The organism is Gordonia ajococcus (genome assembly GCF_012974285.1).
GTDB lineage: Bacteria > Actinomycetota > Actinomycetes > Mycobacteriales > Mycobacteriaceae > Gordonia > Gordonia amicalis.
Window position 1 is genome coordinate 204,999 of the sequence record NZ_CP052884.1, and the last position, 15,849, is coordinate 220,847.

Genomic DNA, 15,849 nt, shown 5'->3' on the forward strand with positions numbered 1-15,849 from the left:
GAGTCGGAAGCCGGCGTCCGAGTATGACGTCGAGGCGATCAGCGGCGATCTGGCGAGAGCTGCATGGACGTCGTCGCCGAACTGCGGATACTCCTCGACGCACCCGCCGGGCTGATCGCCCGGCTTCCCGCCGCACTCACCCCGGACGGCGAAGTGATCGCCGTTCACTGGCGGTGGCCAGCTCCCGGGCGGCGTAGGCGCTCGCACGCACCCCCAGGTTCGCTCCGTGCACGTTCTGGTGCCCGGGCCGGGCGTCGTAGCCGCGGGCGAACGTCGTCGCGGTGCCCGGCGGCCATCCGTCGAAGCCGTCCGGCGTGATGATGCCGACGAAAGCGTCGGCACCCGACCCGGCGGAGTCGTCGTCACAGGAGTCGAGCACGACGATGACCTGCACCGATACTCGAATTCCCGCGACCGCGGCGTCGAGTGCGGTGAGGCAAGAGGGGAGGAGTGCCCGCTCGTTGTGGGCGGGCACCACCGCCACGATGTCGGTGATGTCGGGCACCGCGGCACGCGGCGGTACCCGGCAACGGAACGCCGTCCCCCGTGGCTCGGCGAATCCTCAGGGTGGGTCCGTTACCCTGAGGACCCGTGGCAACCAGTAGCAGATATGACCTGATCGTCGTCGGCTCCGGATTCTTCGGTCTCACCGTCGCCGAGCGGGCGGCCACCCAGCTGGGCAAACGAGTCCTCGTGCTCGAACGGCGCAACCACATCGGTGGCAACGCGTACTCCGAGGCCGAGCCGACGACCGGTATCGAGGTCCACAAGTACGGCGCACACCTGTTCCACACCTCCAACGACCGGGTGTGGGAGTACGTGAACCAGTTCACCGACTTCACCAACTACCAGCACCGCGTCTTCGCGCTGCACAACGGTCAGGCCTACCAGTTCCCGATGGGGCTCGGCCTCATCAGCCAGTTCTTCGGCCGCTACTTCTCGCCCGACGAGGCGCGCAAGCTCATCGCCGAGCAGGCCGGCGAGATCGACACCGCCGACGCCAAGAACCTCGAGGAGAAGGCGATCAGCCTCATCGGGCGGCCGCTCTACGAGGCGTTCATCAAGCACTACACCGCCAAGCAGTGGCAGACCGATCCCACCGAACTGCCCGCGGGCAACATCACCCGCCTCCCGGTGCGGTACACCTTTGACAACCGGTACTTCAACGACAAGTACGAGGGCCTGCCGGTCGACGGGTACACCGCGTGGCTGGAGAACATGGCCGCCGACGAGCGCATCGAGGTGCGCCTGTCGACCGACTGGTTCGCCGTCCGCGACGAACTGCGCGCGCAGAACCCCGACGCGCCGGTCGTCTACACGGGGCCGCTGGACCGCTACTTCGAGTACTCCGCTGGCCGACTCGGTTGGCGCACACTCGATTTCGAGACCGAGGTGCTCGACACCGGCGACTTCCAGGGGACCCCGGTGATGAACTACAACGACGCCGACGTGCCGTACACCCGAATCCACGAATTCCGTCATTTCCATCCCGAACGGGACTCGTACCCCACGGACAAGACGGTCATCATGCGCGAGTTCAGCCGCTTCGCGAAGGATGACGACGAGCCGTACTACCCGATCAACACCGCCGAGGACCGGGCGATGCTGTCCGCCTACCGCGAGCTCGCCCGCACCGAGACCGCCGCCGCCAACGTCCTGTTCGGTGGTCGTCTCGGCACCTACCAGTACCTCGACATGCACATGGCGATCGCCAGCGCGCTCACCATGTTCGACAACACCCTGGCGCCGCATCTGCGAGACGGTGCGCCGCTGGTGGCCGACCCCGCAGGAGCCGAATAGATGACGGTGACCCCCGTGAACCAGTCCGAGATCCCCGAGGCGGGCACCGGGCCGTCGAAGGCGAAATCCCTTCTGCAGCGCGTCATCTTCCCGCGCCCGGGTGAGCCGCTCGACGTGCGGTCGCTGTACCTGCTCGAGTCGGACTCCAATCACCGGCGGGCGCACGCGCCGAGCCGGACGTCGGTGCTGCTCGGCGGCGAATCCGAGGTCAGCTTCGAGACCTACTTCAACGCCTTCGCGGCCGCCTACTGGCGACGCTGGAGCATCCTGGATTCGGTGGTGCTGCGCGTCGAGGTGGTCGGCACCGCTCGCGTCGACCTCTACCGCTCCAAGATCGACGGTTCGCGCATCGGCATCGGTGGCGACCTGATCGCCACCGACGAGAACGGCCGCGGTGTCGCCGAGTTCGAGCTCGACCTCGGCCCCTTCGAGGACGGTGGCTGGATCTGGTTCGACATCACCACCGACACCGACACCGAGATCGTCTCCGCCGGTTGGTTTTCGCCGATCGATGCACCGACCTCCGACGCCGACACCAAGCGGGTGACCGTCGGCATCCCGACCTTCAACCGTCCCACCGACGCGGTGAATGCGTTGGCCGCCTTGACCTCCGACCCGATGGTCGACGAGGTCATCGACGCGGTCATGATGCCCGACCAGGGCACCAAGAAGGTGGTCGACGAGCCCGGATACTCTGAGGCCGCAGCGGCTCTCGGAGATCGTCTCCACATCTTCGACCAGGGCAACCTGGGCGGTTCCGGCGGCTACGCGCGCATCATGTACGAGGCGCTGCGACTCACCGATTCGCCGTACATCCTCTACATGGACGACGACATCGCCATCGAGCCGGACTCGATCCTGCGCGCGCTCGCGATGTCGCGATTCGCGAAGTCCCCCATGCTCGTCGGCGGGCAGATGCTCAACCTGCAGGACCGCAGTCATCTGCACTGCATGGGTGAGGTGATCCGCCGCGACACCTTCATGTGGACCGCGGCGCCGTTCGTCGAGTACGACCACAACTTCTCCGAACACCCGCTGCGTGACCGGAAGAACTCGAAGAACCTGCATCGCCGGATCGATGTCGAGGGCAACGGCTGGTGGATGTGCATGATCCCCCGGGAGTGCGCCGAGACCGTCGGCCTGCCGATGCCGCTGTTCATCAAGTGGGACGACTGGGAGTTCGCGCTCCGCGCGGCTCGGGCCGGCTACCCGACGGCCACCATCCCGGGCATCGCGATCTGGCACATGGCGTGGAGCGACAAGGACGACGCCATCGACTGGCAGGCGTACTTCCACCTGCGCAACCGTCTCGTCGTCGCGTCGATCCACCATGACGGACCCATCAAGGGCATCCTGCGGTCGATGACCAAAGCGACCGCGAAACATCTTCTGTGCCTTGAGTATTCGACCGTCGCAATCCAGAACGAGGCGATCCGCGACTTCCTCGCCGGTCCAGAGCACATCCGCAGCCTGCTGCCGACCGCGCTGCCCAAGGTCGCGGCGATGCGCAAGGAGTACCCGGACGCGGTGGTGTTGCCGTCGGCGACCGAGCTGCCGCGGACGTCCGGCGAGGCGACGCATCTGGGTACGGCGATCCCCCTGAACCCGATCAGCAAGGTCAAGGCGCTGACCGCCGCGGTGGTCAACAACGCCCGGCCCGCCGACCCCCGGCATCATGAGGTGCCGCAGGCGAACTACCCGCCGATCGAGGCGCGCTGGTTCTCGCTCGGACGCGTCGACGGTGTCACCGTCACCACGGCCGACGGCCGGGGAGTGGTGTACCGGCAGCGTGATCGCGAGAAGATGATCGCTCTCGCACGTGAGCATTTCGCGCTGATCAAGGAGCTTCAGGAGAAGTTCGGCGACATGAAGCAGCAGTACCGTGCCGCACATCGTGAGTTGACCAGTAAGGAGAGCTGGGCGGTTGTCTTCGGAATCGAGTAGTCCCGAGGTGGAGGTCGACGAGTCGATGAAGCTCCCGGCCGACCACGCCCCCAGACCCCTCGCGGGTGAAGAGAAGGTCCTCGTCGCCATCCAGTCGGGCATCGGTTCCCGTCCGGGTGTGCGATCGGCGGCGCGTGGTCTGTCGCACTTCGGCGAGCACGCGCTGGGATGGCTGGCCATCTCCGGGGCCGGCTGGACGCTGGCGCGTGCCCGCGGCGACGTGCGCTCCCAGCAGCTGTGGATCGAAGCCGGCGTGGGTGCCTTCGGCGCGCATGCGGCGTCGGTGATCATCAAGCGCATCGTGCGCCGGCCGCGGCCGGCACATCCCGCGATCGACATCGGGGTGTCCACGCCGAGCAAGCTGAGCTTCCCGTCGTCGCACGCCACCTCGACCACCGCGGCCGCGATCCTCATCGGCCGGGCGGCGGGCTGGGACGCCAGGGTGCTGCCCGCCGCACTCGTGCCGCCGATGCTCCTGTCACGCCTGGTGCTCGGTGTTCACTACCCGACGGACGTCACCGCGGGCGCCGCGATCGGTGCCGCGGGCGCAGCGGCCGTCATCGCGGGCGATAAGGTGCTGCTCGAACCCACCCGGAATGCTCCGGCCTCAGGACGTGCCCGTCGCGCGGCGCGCGTCCTGACGCGGCTCGGCCTCACGGCCGCAGTGCCCGGCGGGCCGCTGCGACTCGCCGCGTCCCCCGTCATCGCGCGGGTGACACGACACAGGGAGAGTGCATGAGCGAGGAGCCGATCGAGCACGGGAAGGTCGCCGGGCCGCCGAAGAACCTGACCACCGGGCTGATCAAGGCGATCCGTCCGCGGCAGTGGGTGAAGAACGTCCTGGTGCTCGCCGCACCGCTGGCGGCCGGCAACATCACCGAGCTGTCGGTGCTGGCCGACGCCGGCATCGCCTTCATCGCGTTCTGCCTCGCCGCGTCGAGCATCTACCTGGTCAACGACGCCATGGATGTCGAGTCCGATCGCAATCACCCGACCAAGCGGTTCCGGCCGATCGCGGCCGGGGTGGTCCCGGTCCCGCTGGCCTACGCGCTCGCGTCGGTGCTGCTCGCCGGCTCGATCGGCGTCGCGTTCCTCGCGAACTGGCAGACCGCGGTCGTCATCGCGATCTATCTCGTCATCCAGCTCGGCTACTGCTTCGGTCTGAAGAACCAGGCAGTCATCGACATCTGCATCGTGTCGTCGGGCTTCCTGCTGCGCGCGATCGCCGGTGGCGTGGCCGCCGAGATCGAGCTCTCGCAGTGGTTCCTGCTGGTCATGGCCTTCGGTTCGCTGTTCATGGCCGCGGGTAAGCGGTACGCCGAACTGCAACTCGCCGAGCGCACCGGCGCCAAGATCCGCAAGGCGCTGCAGTACTACACCACGACCTACCTGCGCTTCGTCTGGACACTGTCGGCCACGGCCGTGGTCATCTTCTACGGACTCTGGGCGTTCGACAAGGGCGGTGACAACGGCCACGACAGCAACGTCGCCTACGCGGTGTCGATGGTGCCGTTCACGGTCGCGATCCTGCGCTACGCCGTCGACGTCGACGGTGGCGCGGCGGGCGAACCCGAGGAGATCGCCCTCGGCGACCGTGTACTGCAGCTGCTGGCCGTGGCCTGGTTAGTATGCGTGGGTGTCGCGGTCTATGCAGTCAATTGACGGTCTGCAGTCCACTGACGGTGTCCGGTCAGAAGGTGGAACCGACACCGTCGTAGATCCCCGCACCACGGATCGTCCGCAGTCGTCGGTGGGTCTCGGCCGGCGTCGTCTCGCCGCGGTCAGCTTCCTGATCGGCGCCGTCGCCGTCACGACGTTCTTCGCGATCGGCGCCTGGCAGCGCCGGTGGATCGCCGACGACGGCCTGATCGTGTTGCGTACCCTGCGCAACCTCTTCGCCGGCAACGGACCGGTGTTCAACGCGGGTGAGCGCGTGGAGGCCAACACCTCGACCGCGTGGACCTATCTGCTGTGGTTCTGGGCCTGGATCACCGACGGACAGCTCGAGTACGTCGCGCTCTGGGTGGCGCTGGTCTGCTCGGTCGCCGCCATCCCGATCGCCATGTACGGCAGCGCACGCCTCTACGGCAAGCGTCTGGGAGGTATCACCGGTGACGGTTGGACCCTGCTCCTCCCGTTCGGCGCCATCATCTACGTCGCCATCCCGCCGGCCCGCGACTTCGCGACGAGCGGCCTGGAGAACGGTCTCTGCATCTTCTGGGCCGCCGTGCTGTGGTGTCAGCTGGTGGCCTGGGCGAGGCGCGGTCCCCACACCGGACCCCGCGCAGCGGCGGCGACGCTCGCCCTGGCCTTCACCGCCGGCCTGGCGCCGCTGATCCGTCCCGAGCTCGCCGTGTTCGGCGGTCTCGTGCTGGTCCTGGTCTTCTTCGCGCCCCTGGGCTGGAAGATGCGCCTCGGCGTGGTCCTCGTCGCCGGCGCCCTACCGGTGGGCTACCAGATCTTCCGGATGGGCTACTACGCCCTGCTGGTCCCCAACCCCGCTGTGGCGAAGGACGCCAGCGGCGCCAAGTGGGAGCAGGGCTTCTCCTATCTGACCAACCTGTTCGGCCCCTACGTGCTGGTGCTGCCGGTCGTGATGGCCGTCGTCGCCGGGGTGATCCTGGTCGTCGGTGCCCGTCTGCGCGCGGACGCCAAGCGAAACGCGGACGCGGCCGACGAGACCCCGACCGTCTCCCTGGAGGCGGTGACGTGGCGCTCGCGTCTGGCCGCGTTGTCGGCTCGGCTGCAGTCGTCGACCGCGGTCGTGTCCGTCGTGGTGGTCGCCGGTCTCATCCTGGTCGTCTACTGGATACGTCAGGGCGGCGACTTCATGCACGGTCGGGTGCTGCTCGTGCCGCTCTTCGTGACGTTGCTGCCGCTGATGGTCGTGCCGCTCACGGTCCCCGCGCACCTCGGTGCCGTGTTCGGGCGTCGTGCCTCACAGAAGTCCGTCATCGACGACGATCCGGAACCCGTCACCGTGTCCGCGGCCGAACGCCGTCGCATCCGCGCCGGTCTGGCCGGCGCGGTCGCGATGGCCGGACTGTGGGTCACAGTCCTGATCTGGGGTATCAGCACGTACGCCAACGTGCTGCCCAACGCCGGCATCGACATCGGGCGCAGCGGCATCGTCGACGAACGTCGCTTCTATGTGACGAACATGGGCAACGAGAACCCGGTGACCGCCGAGGACTACCTCGCCTACCCGCGCATGAGTGCGATGGTCGAGAAGATCGACAAGTACCACGAGGACGGCGGCGTCATCCTGCCGTCGTTCAACTACGACGAGTGGTACGTCGCGCAACTTCCCGCCGTCATGCCGCAGGGCGCCAAGCGTCAGGTGACCGTCTACTTCCTCAACCTCGGCATGACGAGCATGAACGCGCCGCTCGACGTCCGCGTCATCGACCAGATGGGGCTGGCGTACCCGCTCGCCGCTCATACCGAGCGACTCGAGGACGGCCGCATCGGACACGACAAGATCCTGCCGAGCGAATGGGTCGTCGCCGAGGCCGGGGCGTACCCGCGCAAGCCGGTCCTGCCGGGATACCTCGACGAGGATCTCGTCCGTCAGGCGCAGGTGGCCCTCCAGTGCCCCGAGACCAAGGACCGGTTCGCCTCCTTCGAGGCGCCGTGGTCGTTCAGCCGCTTCAAGCACAACCTGAAGCAGGCGTTCACGTTCAACAGCTACCGGATTCAGCGCGAGCCGGAGTACGAGATCGCCCGGTGCGGTCTGGAGATGCCCCCGCCGGTCAACCCGGGATAGTCGGACATCCGTCTTCACGCGGGTGCGCGCGACCTTGGCACACGAACCCAAGTAAATGCACAGAGAACACGTGTTCTGTGCTGAGGACTTGCCACCGAACATCTCGGATCGGTAACGTCCCGGGCTCAGGGGCCGATAGTTCGTTCGTGACCGAGGTGTCCGGGAGTGCCGCGACACCGTCGGTGACGGGGTTGTGATCGCAATCACATGGTTTGTCACGCCGGGGGGCATCGCATAGGCTCGCCGACGGCGAATCGCATGCGAGATCGGCTCGGTAACCATCGTCGCGCCGGCACTGTGCCGGCGCCGAGAGATGTGAGACGCACTAGAACCGGACGGGACCGGCGGGATACGAGAATCCGCAGCTCGACCGGCTGAAGAGGGAGATTCTGTACATGCGTGAAGCTGCCACCCAGGCGAGCAGGCCAGCGCGCGGCCGGATCGGTAACCGGCTCATCGCCGCACTGGTCGCCGTGCTGACAGTTGTCGGGCTGACCGGAGTCGTCGCCGGACAGGCCAGCGCCCGCATCGGCGGGACGCAGGTCGGTAAGCAGGAGTTCTGGGTCAACGGCTGCGGGATGCCGAATGTGAAGGTCCGCGCGTGGAAGCGGCCCGGCAACTACAAGACCGTCATCATGCTCGACGGCATGCGCGCCCAGTACGACTACAGCGGCTGGGAGATCAACACCAACATCCAGGAGATGGTGAAGTCCGGCGTCAACGTCGTCGAGCCCATCGGTGGACCCGCCAGCTTCTACACGGACTGGGATGCGCCCAGCAATTTCAACGGTCAGCCCTACCGGTACCGCTGGAACTGCGTGATCACCAACACTCTGGTCCGCGAGCTCGACCGGCGCGGTTACCGCGTCGGGCCGTCGAAGCGCTACGCCATCATGGGCCTGTCGATGGGCGGTAATGCCGCCCTCGTGATCGGCGCGCAGAACCGTCAGAACTTCGACCGTGCCGGCTCCCTGTCGGGCTACAACTTCTTGAGCGCCCCCGGTATGCGTACCGCGCTGCGGCTGGCCATGTTCGACGTCGATCCCAAGCCGTGGAACATCGACGCGATGTGGGGCCCGCCGTGGAGCATCCGCTGGTTCCAGAACGATCCCTTCTGGAACATCGGCAACATGCGTGGCATGAAGCTCTTCGTCGGATCCGGCAACGGACTCTTCGGTCGGTACAACGCGCTGCCGAACGTCTTCGACGACCTGTTCAAGGGTTCGACGCTGGAGCTGCTGGCGTTCACCCAGTCGAAGGCCTTCGAGGCCGCCGCATTCGTCCAGGGCGTGCCGCTCATGACGTACTACGCCAACGGCACCCATGCCTGGGGTTACTGGCAGGACATGGTCTGGAACGCCAAGAACCGCGGATTCTTCCGCTGATCGGCACCGGTCCGGCCTGACACGGCCATCACGACGCCCCGTCCGGGAATCCCGGGCGGGGCGTCGTCGTGTCATGCAGAGCTCCCCGCGCCGTCGGTATCAACTGTCACACAAATCCCATGAGTCACAGCGTGGCGTTCGGACACCGGGCATCAATCCCGTGTAAGAAACTCCTGAGGCGTTTGGTATTGATGATGCAGTTGTGACTGACGGGGAATCGGTCAGGATGTGCGGACGCCGTTGTACTTGGGCGAAGGAGTTCTGGAGAGTGATGCGGCGAAACAGTGGTTCACGACCGTTCGGTGTCGGAGTGGCCTGGCGAACGGCGATGGCCGTCGTGGTGGCCATCGTGGCCGTGCTGACGCTTGTCGTCGGCCAGGGCCTCGCGGGCGCCGAGCCGGCCCCGGCCCCGGCTCCGGCTTCTCCGGCCGCACCTCCCACCTCGGCGGCGCCGGCACCCCCGGCCTCGCCCCGTGCGCCGGCTCCGGCTCCGGCGGCGGCCCCGGTCCCGCCCGGCAAGGTGACCAACACCTACTGGTACACCGACCGCCGGGTCGCCCTGTGGGTGTATTCGCCGTCGATGAACACCAACATCCAGGTGCAGATCCTCCTGGCGCGTGACTGGCACGCCAAGCCCAAGGAGAAGTTCCCCCAGCTGACGATGCTCGACGGTCTGCGTGCGCAGGACGACCAGAGCGGCTGGATCATCAACACCAAGATCGTCGACTTCTACAAGGACAAGAACGTCAACGTGATCCTGCCGATCGGCGGTGAGTCGAGCTTCTACACCGACTGGAAGGAACCCGACCGCGGCAAGAACTACAAGTGGGAGACGTTCCTGATGCGGGAACTGCCGCCCGTCCTCGAGAACGACTGGCGATCCACGGACGTCCGCGGCATCGAGGGTCTGTCGATGGGTGGTTCGGCGGCGATGATGCTCGCCGCACGTAACCCCGGGTTCTACAAGTTCGCGGCGTCGTTCTCCGGCATCCTGCAGTTCAGCTCCTTCGGCATGCCGCAGGCCATCCAGTTCGCGGTGCGCGACGGCGGCGGCTACGACTCGATGAAGATGTTCGGACCGCCCTCGGACCCGGCCTGGAAGGAACACGACCCGTACGTGCTGGCCGAGAAGTTGCAGGGCACGAGCCTGTACGTCTCCTCGGGCAACGGCATGGTCGGCCCGCACGACAAGCCGTCGGACATCCCGATGCTGGCGACCAACTACTCCGGCGTGGGCCTGGAGATGCTCAGCCGCGTCACGTCCCAGCAGTTCGCAATCCAGTTGAACCGCAAGGGAATTCCGGGTCAGGCGGTCTACCGTCCGTCCGGGACGCACACCTGGCCGTACTGGGAGTTCGAGATGATGCAGGCATGGCCGCAGGCTGCGGCTGCCCTCGGCCTCTCGCGTGATGCGGTCGCCTGCCGCGTCGACGGTGCATTCCGCAAGCTCTGGGACGCCAACAAGGGCGATCTGGGTGGCTGCCTGACCCCGTCCTACGGTGTGCCCGGTGGCAAGGCCCAGGACTTCGCCAACGGCCGCATCTTCACCGGTCCGAAGGGTCCGAAGATCGTCACCGGCGCCATCGGCGGTGCCTATGTGGCCGCGGGCGGCCCCGGGGGCCGTCTCGGCAAGCCGCTGAGCAACGAGGAGCCGACCCGCGACGGCAAGGGTCGGGTCAACTACTTCGAGCACGGCCGCATCACCTGGACGGCCAAGGACGGCAGCAAGGTTCTGAAGTGATGGGTTCTGAGGTGATGGGTTCTGGAGTGATCGGGGCCTCAAGTGCGGGTCGAACCTCGACCGCACGTGTGCACCTGCTGAGACTTCGCTGAGGAATCGAGGGGTTCGTGCAGGTCGCGCCCGTGAGCGGGATCGTCGGGGTGTGCGGGGACGGTAGCCTGACGGGGCGTGCGATGCAGTGTCCGACTGCGTCGCGTCCGGCTGGATAGAAGGTTCGACAGGAAGTGGCGATGACAACGAAGTGTGCTCGGCTGGTGCTGGCCGTGACGGGCCTCGCTCTCGCGCTCGGCTCGGTCTCGGCCTGTTCGGACGACTCGACGGCCAGTGCACCGATCACCAACAACCCGGTCACCACCACGTCGCTGTACTCGGCCGCGGGATCGTCCGCGAGTGCGCCGGGTTCGGCATCGGCCGAGTCGCCCAGCAAGGCCGTGTCAGACGCGCCGTCGGGCACCTCGAAGCTGCCCGAGACCGGACCCAACCCGAGCACCAAGGTCCCGGACAGCTTCCCCGGTCCCAGCGGAGCGCCGCTCGACGACAAGGCGCGTGCCTACCTCGGTGCGCTCAAGGCGGCGAACGTGACCTTCATGGGGGACAACGACAACTCCGTCGCGCTCACCATGGCGAAGTACGTCTGCGGCGCCCGGCAGAAGGGCACCGATCCGGGCATGGTGAAGGCTTTCGTCACCGCCTCGGTCGGGCCGGGCACCAAAACCGTCGAAGAGGCGAACATCAAGGCGGACAAGGTGATCCGCGCGGCAGAACAGCACTACTGCTGACGTGATGGCCAAACGCACCGCGGGCCGCGCTCGGCAGAGCCCCGCCCGGCGGTTGGGTAAGTTCTCCCTGTTGCTGCTCGCGCTCGCGGTCATCGCGATCGTGCTCATCGTCCTGCTCGTCCTGGTCTGGCTGAAGCCGGGACCGACGCCGCCGATCGGTCCCGGGAAGCCGTCGACTCCGACGAAGGAACGTCCCGAGGCGCAGCCCGCGGACTGTCCCGATGTGCTGACGGTGGTGATCCCCGGAACCTGGGAGTCGAGCGCCGGAGACGACCCGTACACGCCGACGGCCAATCCGAATTCGCTGATGTTGCGAATCTCACGGGGGCTGTCCGAGCAGTTCGATTCGTCGCGGACCGAGATCTACACGGTGCCGTACACCGCGCAGTTCCGGAATCCGACGAATCTCGCCGACCGTCAGGCCGATTACAACGTCTCGCGCACCCAGGGCTACAAGCGTGCGGCCGGAAAGATCATCAACACCAACAAACGCTGCCCGCTCACGAACTACGTGCTGATGGGGTTCAGTCAGGGGGCGGTGATCGCGGGCGATCTCGCCAGCAACATCGGCAACGGCCGGGGTGTGCTCGCCGACGGTGACCAGGATCTCGTTCTCGGGGTCGGGCTCATCGCCGACGGGCGTCGCCAGCCCGGCAAGCAGAACGACGTGGATCCCAGCCCCGACGGTGTCGGTGCCGAGATCGCGCTCGGCGGCATGGGCAACATCGTCCCGGGCATCACGATGACCGGTCCACGCGACGGGGGATTCGGCGATCTCGAGGACCGTGTGGAGTCCATATGTGCGCCAGGTGATCTCATCTGCGATTCGCCGACGGTCCTCAATCCGCTCGCCGCCGTGTCGAAGTTGGCGAACGTCGCGAACAACCCGATCCACGCCATGTACGCCACGCCACGGCACTGGGAGAACGACGGTCAGACCGCGACACAGTGGATGTACTCGTGGGCCAAGGGCCTCATCGACGACGCCCCGCGTCCGAAGCACAGCTGACCCCTCGGTGTCCCGCAGTCCGTCAACTTGCTGTAACCCTGCTGCCGACACCACCGATTCGTTTTGCGGGGCCGTCACGCTGCATTAACGTGTTGGGCTGGCCCGGCGTTCGTCCGGGCGATCGACACAGGAGATGCCACACGGCGTCCCTCGACGGCCGGAACACGAGGAGAGGACAGCGATGACGCAACCCCCGAACGATGCGGGTGGCAGCTCCTCCGGTCTGCGTCCATTCCGATTCGGTGCGGGTGGTGAGGGCAACAAGGACGAGGGTGGTGCCCGCAAGTTCGTCAAGCTGGCCCAGACCGCCGAGGAATACGGCTACGACACGTTCGCGGTGCCGGATCACCTGGGCAACCAGGTCGGTCCGCTGGCCGCGCTCGGTGCGCTGACTCAGGCCACCAGCACCATCCGCCTGGCGACCTCGGTGCTGGCCAACGGCTGGCGTCACCCGGCGTTGCTGGCCAAGGAGGCCACCACGATCGACGTGCTGAGCAAGGGGCGACTCGAACTCGGCATCGGCGCAGGCTGGATGAAGGAAGAATTCGACAAGGCGGGGATCGAGTTCGAGTCCCCGGGTGTCCGTATCCGTCGGCTCGGCGAGGCACTCGTCATCCTCGACGGGCTGATGCGCGGCGAGACCGTCGACTTCGACGGCGAGTTCTACAAGATCAAGGGCCTCGAGGGCAGCCCGCGACCCCGTCAGGGACCGCGGCCGCCGATCGCGGTCGGCGGTGGCGGACCCAAGATGCTGGCGCTCGCCGCCAAGCACGCCGACATCATCTCCGTCGCCCCGGGCACCACGCCCGACGGCAAGATGAAGTTGTCGGACATGACCATCGAGAAGACGGCCGAGCGCGTCGACCGCATCCGCCAGGCCGCGGGTGACCGTTTCGACGACATCGAGCTGAACTGGACCATCGCCGTCACCGTGATCACCGACGATCGCGTGGCAACCGCCGGGATGGCGCTGAAGGCCCTGGAGCAGGGCTATCCGCCGAACATCGCGCACGACACCGAGTTCACCGTCGACGACGTGCTGTCCTCGCCGTACATCGCGATCGGCAGTTTCGAGGAGATCGCGGATCAGATCCGTGAGGTCCGCCGCCGCACGACCATGTCCTACGTCGGGGTCTTCCCGACCCAGATGGACGCCTTTGCGCCCGTTCTGGCCCAGTTGAAGGGGGAGTAGGATGACCGTCTGTCTCGCCGGTGAACCGCGAGGTGGTGGGTCGTCAACCCGCGGGTGTGCGTCACCGAGCCGACGTACGCTTTTTCAAAGCTGAGCATGACGATCACAATTTTTTCGTTGGGTAACTGGACGTGCGCTACCGTATCCCGCGGTCGGCACAGGACGTGGATGGCAGAAACGCCGGGTGTTGTCGCCGAAGGACGTCACCGGGGAACTGCACTCGCGTGGGGGGAGTCCACGAGGGGGCCACAGGAGTAATGAATGCTGAAGACTGAACTCGAAGACTTTCTCGACGAAACGGGCAACATCTCGTTCACCGAGGAAGCGACGCTTGTCGACTACGTCGAGCAGAACGTACGCGAGCAGGCCGATACGCTGGCCTACCGGTTCATCGACTACAGCCGTGAGCGTGACGGTGAAGCCCAGGACCTGACCTGGGCGCAGTTCGGCAAGCGCCTGCGCGCTGTCGCCGCACGCCTGCAGCAGGTGACGAAGCCCGGCGATCGTGTCGCGATCCTCGCGCCCCAGTCGCTCGAGTACGTGATCGGCTTCTTCTCCGCGCTGTACGCCAGCACCGTCGCGGTGCCGCTGTTCTCGCCCGACGAGCCCGGCCACACCGATCGTCTGCACGCCGTCCTCGACGACTGCAAGCCGACCGCGATCCTCACCTCCACCAAGTCCGCCGAGGCGGTCCGCGACTTCTTCGCGCCGCTGCCGGCCAAGGAGCGCCCGCGCGTCATCGCCGTCGACGCGGTGCCTGACTCGGTGGGGTCGAGCTGGGTCGCCCCGGTCGCGGGCCAGGACCACAACAAGGACACCGTCGCGTACCTGCAGTACACGTCCGGTTCGACCCGCGTCCCCGCAGGCGTGGAGATCACCTACCAGGCGGTCGCCGCGAACGTCCTGCAGATCTCCGACACCATCCAGATCGACCGCAACGCGCGTGGCGTCACCTGGCTGCCGATGTTCCACGACATGGGTCTGCTGACCGTGATCCTGCCCGCGCTCGGCGGCCGCTACATCACGATCATGAGCCCGCAGGCGTTCGTCCGCCGGCCCGGCCGCTGGATCAAGGAACTCGCCGCGGCCGCCGACGGCGCGGAGACCTACGCCGCGGCCCCGAACTTCGCCTTCGAGCACGCCGCCGCGCGCGGTCTGCCCAAGGAGGGCGAGACCCTCGACCTGTCGAACGTCATCGGCCTGATCAACGGCTCGGAGCCGGTCACGGTCAGCTCGATGAAGAAGTTCAACGAGGCCTTCGCGCCCCACGGCCTGCCGAAGACCGCCATCAAACCCTGCTACGGCATGGCCGAGGCCACCCTCTTCGTCTCCGCGACCCAGCGCGACAACGAGGCGAAGGTCATCTACGTCGACCGTGACGATCTCAACGCGGGCAAGCTCACCGTCGTCGACGAGGGTGCGCCGAACGCGGTCGCCCAGGTGTCGTGCGGTCAGGTCGCGGTGAGCCAATGGGCCACCATCGTCGACCCGGAGACGGCGACGGAGCAGCCCGACGGACACGTCGGCGAGATCTGGCTGCACGGGCTCAACATCGGTGCCGGCTACTGGAACAAGCCGAAGGAGACCGAGGAGACCTTCCACAACAAGCTCGTCTCGCCGCTGGCGGAGAACAGCCATGCCGAGGGTGCCCCGGCCGACGCCCTGTGGATGCGGACCGGCGACTACGGTGTCTGGCTCGACGGCGAGCTCTACATCACCGGCCGCGTCAAGGACCTGGTCATCGTCGACGGACGCAACCACTACCCGCAGGACCTCGAGTACAGCGCCCAGGAAGCCAGCACCGCGCTGCGTCCGGGCTTCGTCGCCGCCTTCTCGGTACCGGCGAACCAGCTGCCCGCCGTGGTCTTCGAGTTCGCCGGCAGCGGCCTCACTCCCGACCCCGACGACGCCTCCGAGCAGCTGGTCATCGTCGCCGAGCGCGGCCCGGGTCGCAAGGCCGATCCGCAGGAGGTCGCCGACACCGTGCGTGCCGCCATCGCGCAGCGTCACGGCGTCATGGCGCGCGACGTCCTGCTGGTTCCCGCCGGCTCGATCCCGCGCACCTCGTCGGGCAAGATCGCCCGCCGGGCCACCCGCGCCGCCTACATCGACGGCAGCCTGCGCGGCGGCTACAAGCAGACGGCGTTCCCGGACGCGGCGGAATAGCGCGCCGGGCACCCGTTCACGGCCGCGGTGTCGGTGATCGTCCACAACAGTCACCCGGCACCCGGTT

12 protein-coding genes are annotated in these 15,849 nt (G+C 67.1%); 11 read left to right on the plus strand and 1 reads right to left on the minus strand.

Features of this window, described 5'->3' with window-relative positions; translation table 11 throughout:
- Nucleotides 1–136 precede the first annotated feature (136 nt).
- On the minus strand, nucleotides 137–505 hold the full coding sequence (locus GAA2_RS23335) for a hypothetical protein (RefSeq protein WP_316249311.1): 369 nt from the start codon (nucleotides 503–505) through the stop codon (nucleotides 137–139).
- An 86-nt stretch (nucleotides 506–591) separates the two neighbouring features.
- On the opposite strand from GAA2_RS23335, the gene glf reads away from it, so the two are divergent.
- The 11 genes from glf to fadD32 all read left to right on the plus strand — a co-directional run bounded on the left by glf (nucleotide 592) and on the right by fadD32 (nucleotide 15,782).
- Nucleotides 592–1,800 (plus strand): UDP-galactopyranose mutase, encoded by a 1,209-nt coding sequence (gene glf / locus GAA2_RS00890; protein WP_006437672.1) that lies wholly within the window; start codon nucleotides 592–594, stop codon nucleotides 1,798–1,800.
- Nucleotides 1,801–3,744: a glycosyltransferase gene (locus GAA2_RS00895; protein WP_191834653.1), complete on the plus strand. Its 1,944-nt coding sequence runs from the start codon at nucleotides 1,801–1,803 to the stop codon at nucleotides 3,742–3,744.
- Nucleotides 3,725–4,483: a phosphatase PAP2 family protein gene (locus GAA2_RS00900; RefSeq protein ID WP_191834654.1), complete on the plus strand. Its 759-nt coding sequence runs from the start codon at nucleotides 3,725–3,727 to the stop codon at nucleotides 4,481–4,483. The genes GAA2_RS00895 and GAA2_RS00900 overlap by 20 nt, the downstream gene beginning before the upstream one ends.
- Nucleotides 4,480–5,406, plus strand: coding sequence for a decaprenyl-phosphate phosphoribosyltransferase (locus GAA2_RS00905; protein WP_024498801.1), 927 nt, complete (start codon nucleotides 4,480–4,482; stop codon nucleotides 5,404–5,406). Before GAA2_RS00900 ends, GAA2_RS00905 begins: the two co-directional genes overlap by 4 nt.
- Nucleotides 5,393–7,510: a flagellar motor control protein ZomB gene (zomB, locus tag GAA2_RS00910; RefSeq protein ID WP_191834655.1), complete on the plus strand. Its 2,118-nt coding sequence runs from the start codon at nucleotides 5,393–5,395 to the stop codon at nucleotides 7,508–7,510. Before GAA2_RS00905 ends, zomB begins: the two co-directional genes overlap by 14 nt.
- Nucleotides 7,511–7,905: 395 nt before the next feature.
- Complete coding sequence (locus tag GAA2_RS00915) at nucleotides 7,906–8,895, plus strand: alpha/beta hydrolase (protein ID WP_191834656.1); 990 nt, start codon at nucleotides 7,906–7,908, stop codon at nucleotides 8,893–8,895.
- Nucleotides 8,896–9,166: 271 nt separating this feature from the next.
- Nucleotides 9,167–10,636 (plus strand): alpha/beta hydrolase-fold protein, encoded by a 1,470-nt coding sequence (locus GAA2_RS00920; protein ID WP_191834657.1) that lies wholly within the window; start codon nucleotides 9,167–9,169, stop codon nucleotides 10,634–10,636.
- A gap of 230 nt (nucleotides 10,637–10,866) precedes the next feature.
- Nucleotides 10,867–11,415, plus strand: a complete 549-nt coding sequence (locus tag GAA2_RS00925; RefSeq protein ID WP_006438282.1) for a DUF732 domain-containing protein — start codon at nucleotides 10,867–10,869, stop codon at nucleotides 11,413–11,415.
- Nucleotide 11,416: 1 nt separating this feature from the next.
- Nucleotides 11,417–12,424, plus strand: a complete 1,008-nt coding sequence (locus tag GAA2_RS00930) for a cutinase family protein (protein WP_006438283.1) — start codon at nucleotides 11,417–11,419, stop codon at nucleotides 12,422–12,424.
- A gap of 181 nt (nucleotides 12,425–12,605) precedes the next feature.
- On the plus strand, nucleotides 12,606–13,616 hold the full coding sequence (locus tag GAA2_RS00935; RefSeq protein ID WP_006438284.1) for an LLM class F420-dependent oxidoreductase: 1,011 nt from the start codon (nucleotides 12,606–12,608) through the stop codon (nucleotides 13,614–13,616).
- 261 nt (nucleotides 13,617–13,877) lie between these two features.
- Complete coding sequence (gene fadD32 / locus GAA2_RS00940; protein ID WP_006438285.1) at nucleotides 13,878–15,782, plus strand: long-chain-fatty-acid--AMP ligase FadD32; 1,905 nt, start codon at nucleotides 13,878–13,880, stop codon at nucleotides 15,780–15,782.
- The last annotated feature ends 67 nt before the right edge of the window (nucleotides 15,783–15,849 follow it).

Coding starts and splice junctions, on each gene's coding strand:
- GAA2_RS00895 (WP_191834653.1), top strand. CDS start 1,801: ATGACGGTGACCCCCGTGAACCAGTCCGAGATCCCCGAGGCGGGCACC.
- GAA2_RS00905 (WP_024498801.1), top strand. CDS start 4,480: ATGAGCGAGGAGCCGATCGAGCACGGGAAGGTCGCCGGGCCGCCGAAG.
- zomB (WP_191834655.1), top strand. CDS start 5,393: ATGCAGTCAATTGACGGTCTGCAGTCCACTGACGGTGTCCGGTCAGAA.
- GAA2_RS00915 (WP_191834656.1), top strand. CDS start 7,906: ATGCGTGAAGCTGCCACCCAGGCGAGCAGGCCAGCGCGCGGCCGGATC.
- GAA2_RS00920 (WP_191834657.1), top strand. CDS start 9,167: ATGCGGCGAAACAGTGGTTCACGACCGTTCGGTGTCGGAGTGGCCTGG.
- GAA2_RS00925 (WP_006438282.1), top strand. CDS start 10,867: ATGACAACGAAGTGTGCTCGGCTGGTGCTGGCCGTGACGGGCCTCGCT.
- GAA2_RS00935 (WP_006438284.1), top strand. CDS start 12,606: ATGACGCAACCCCCGAACGATGCGGGTGGCAGCTCCTCCGGTCTGCGT.
- fadD32 (WP_006438285.1), top strand. CDS start 13,878: ATGCTGAAGACTGAACTCGAAGACTTTCTCGACGAAACGGGCAACATC.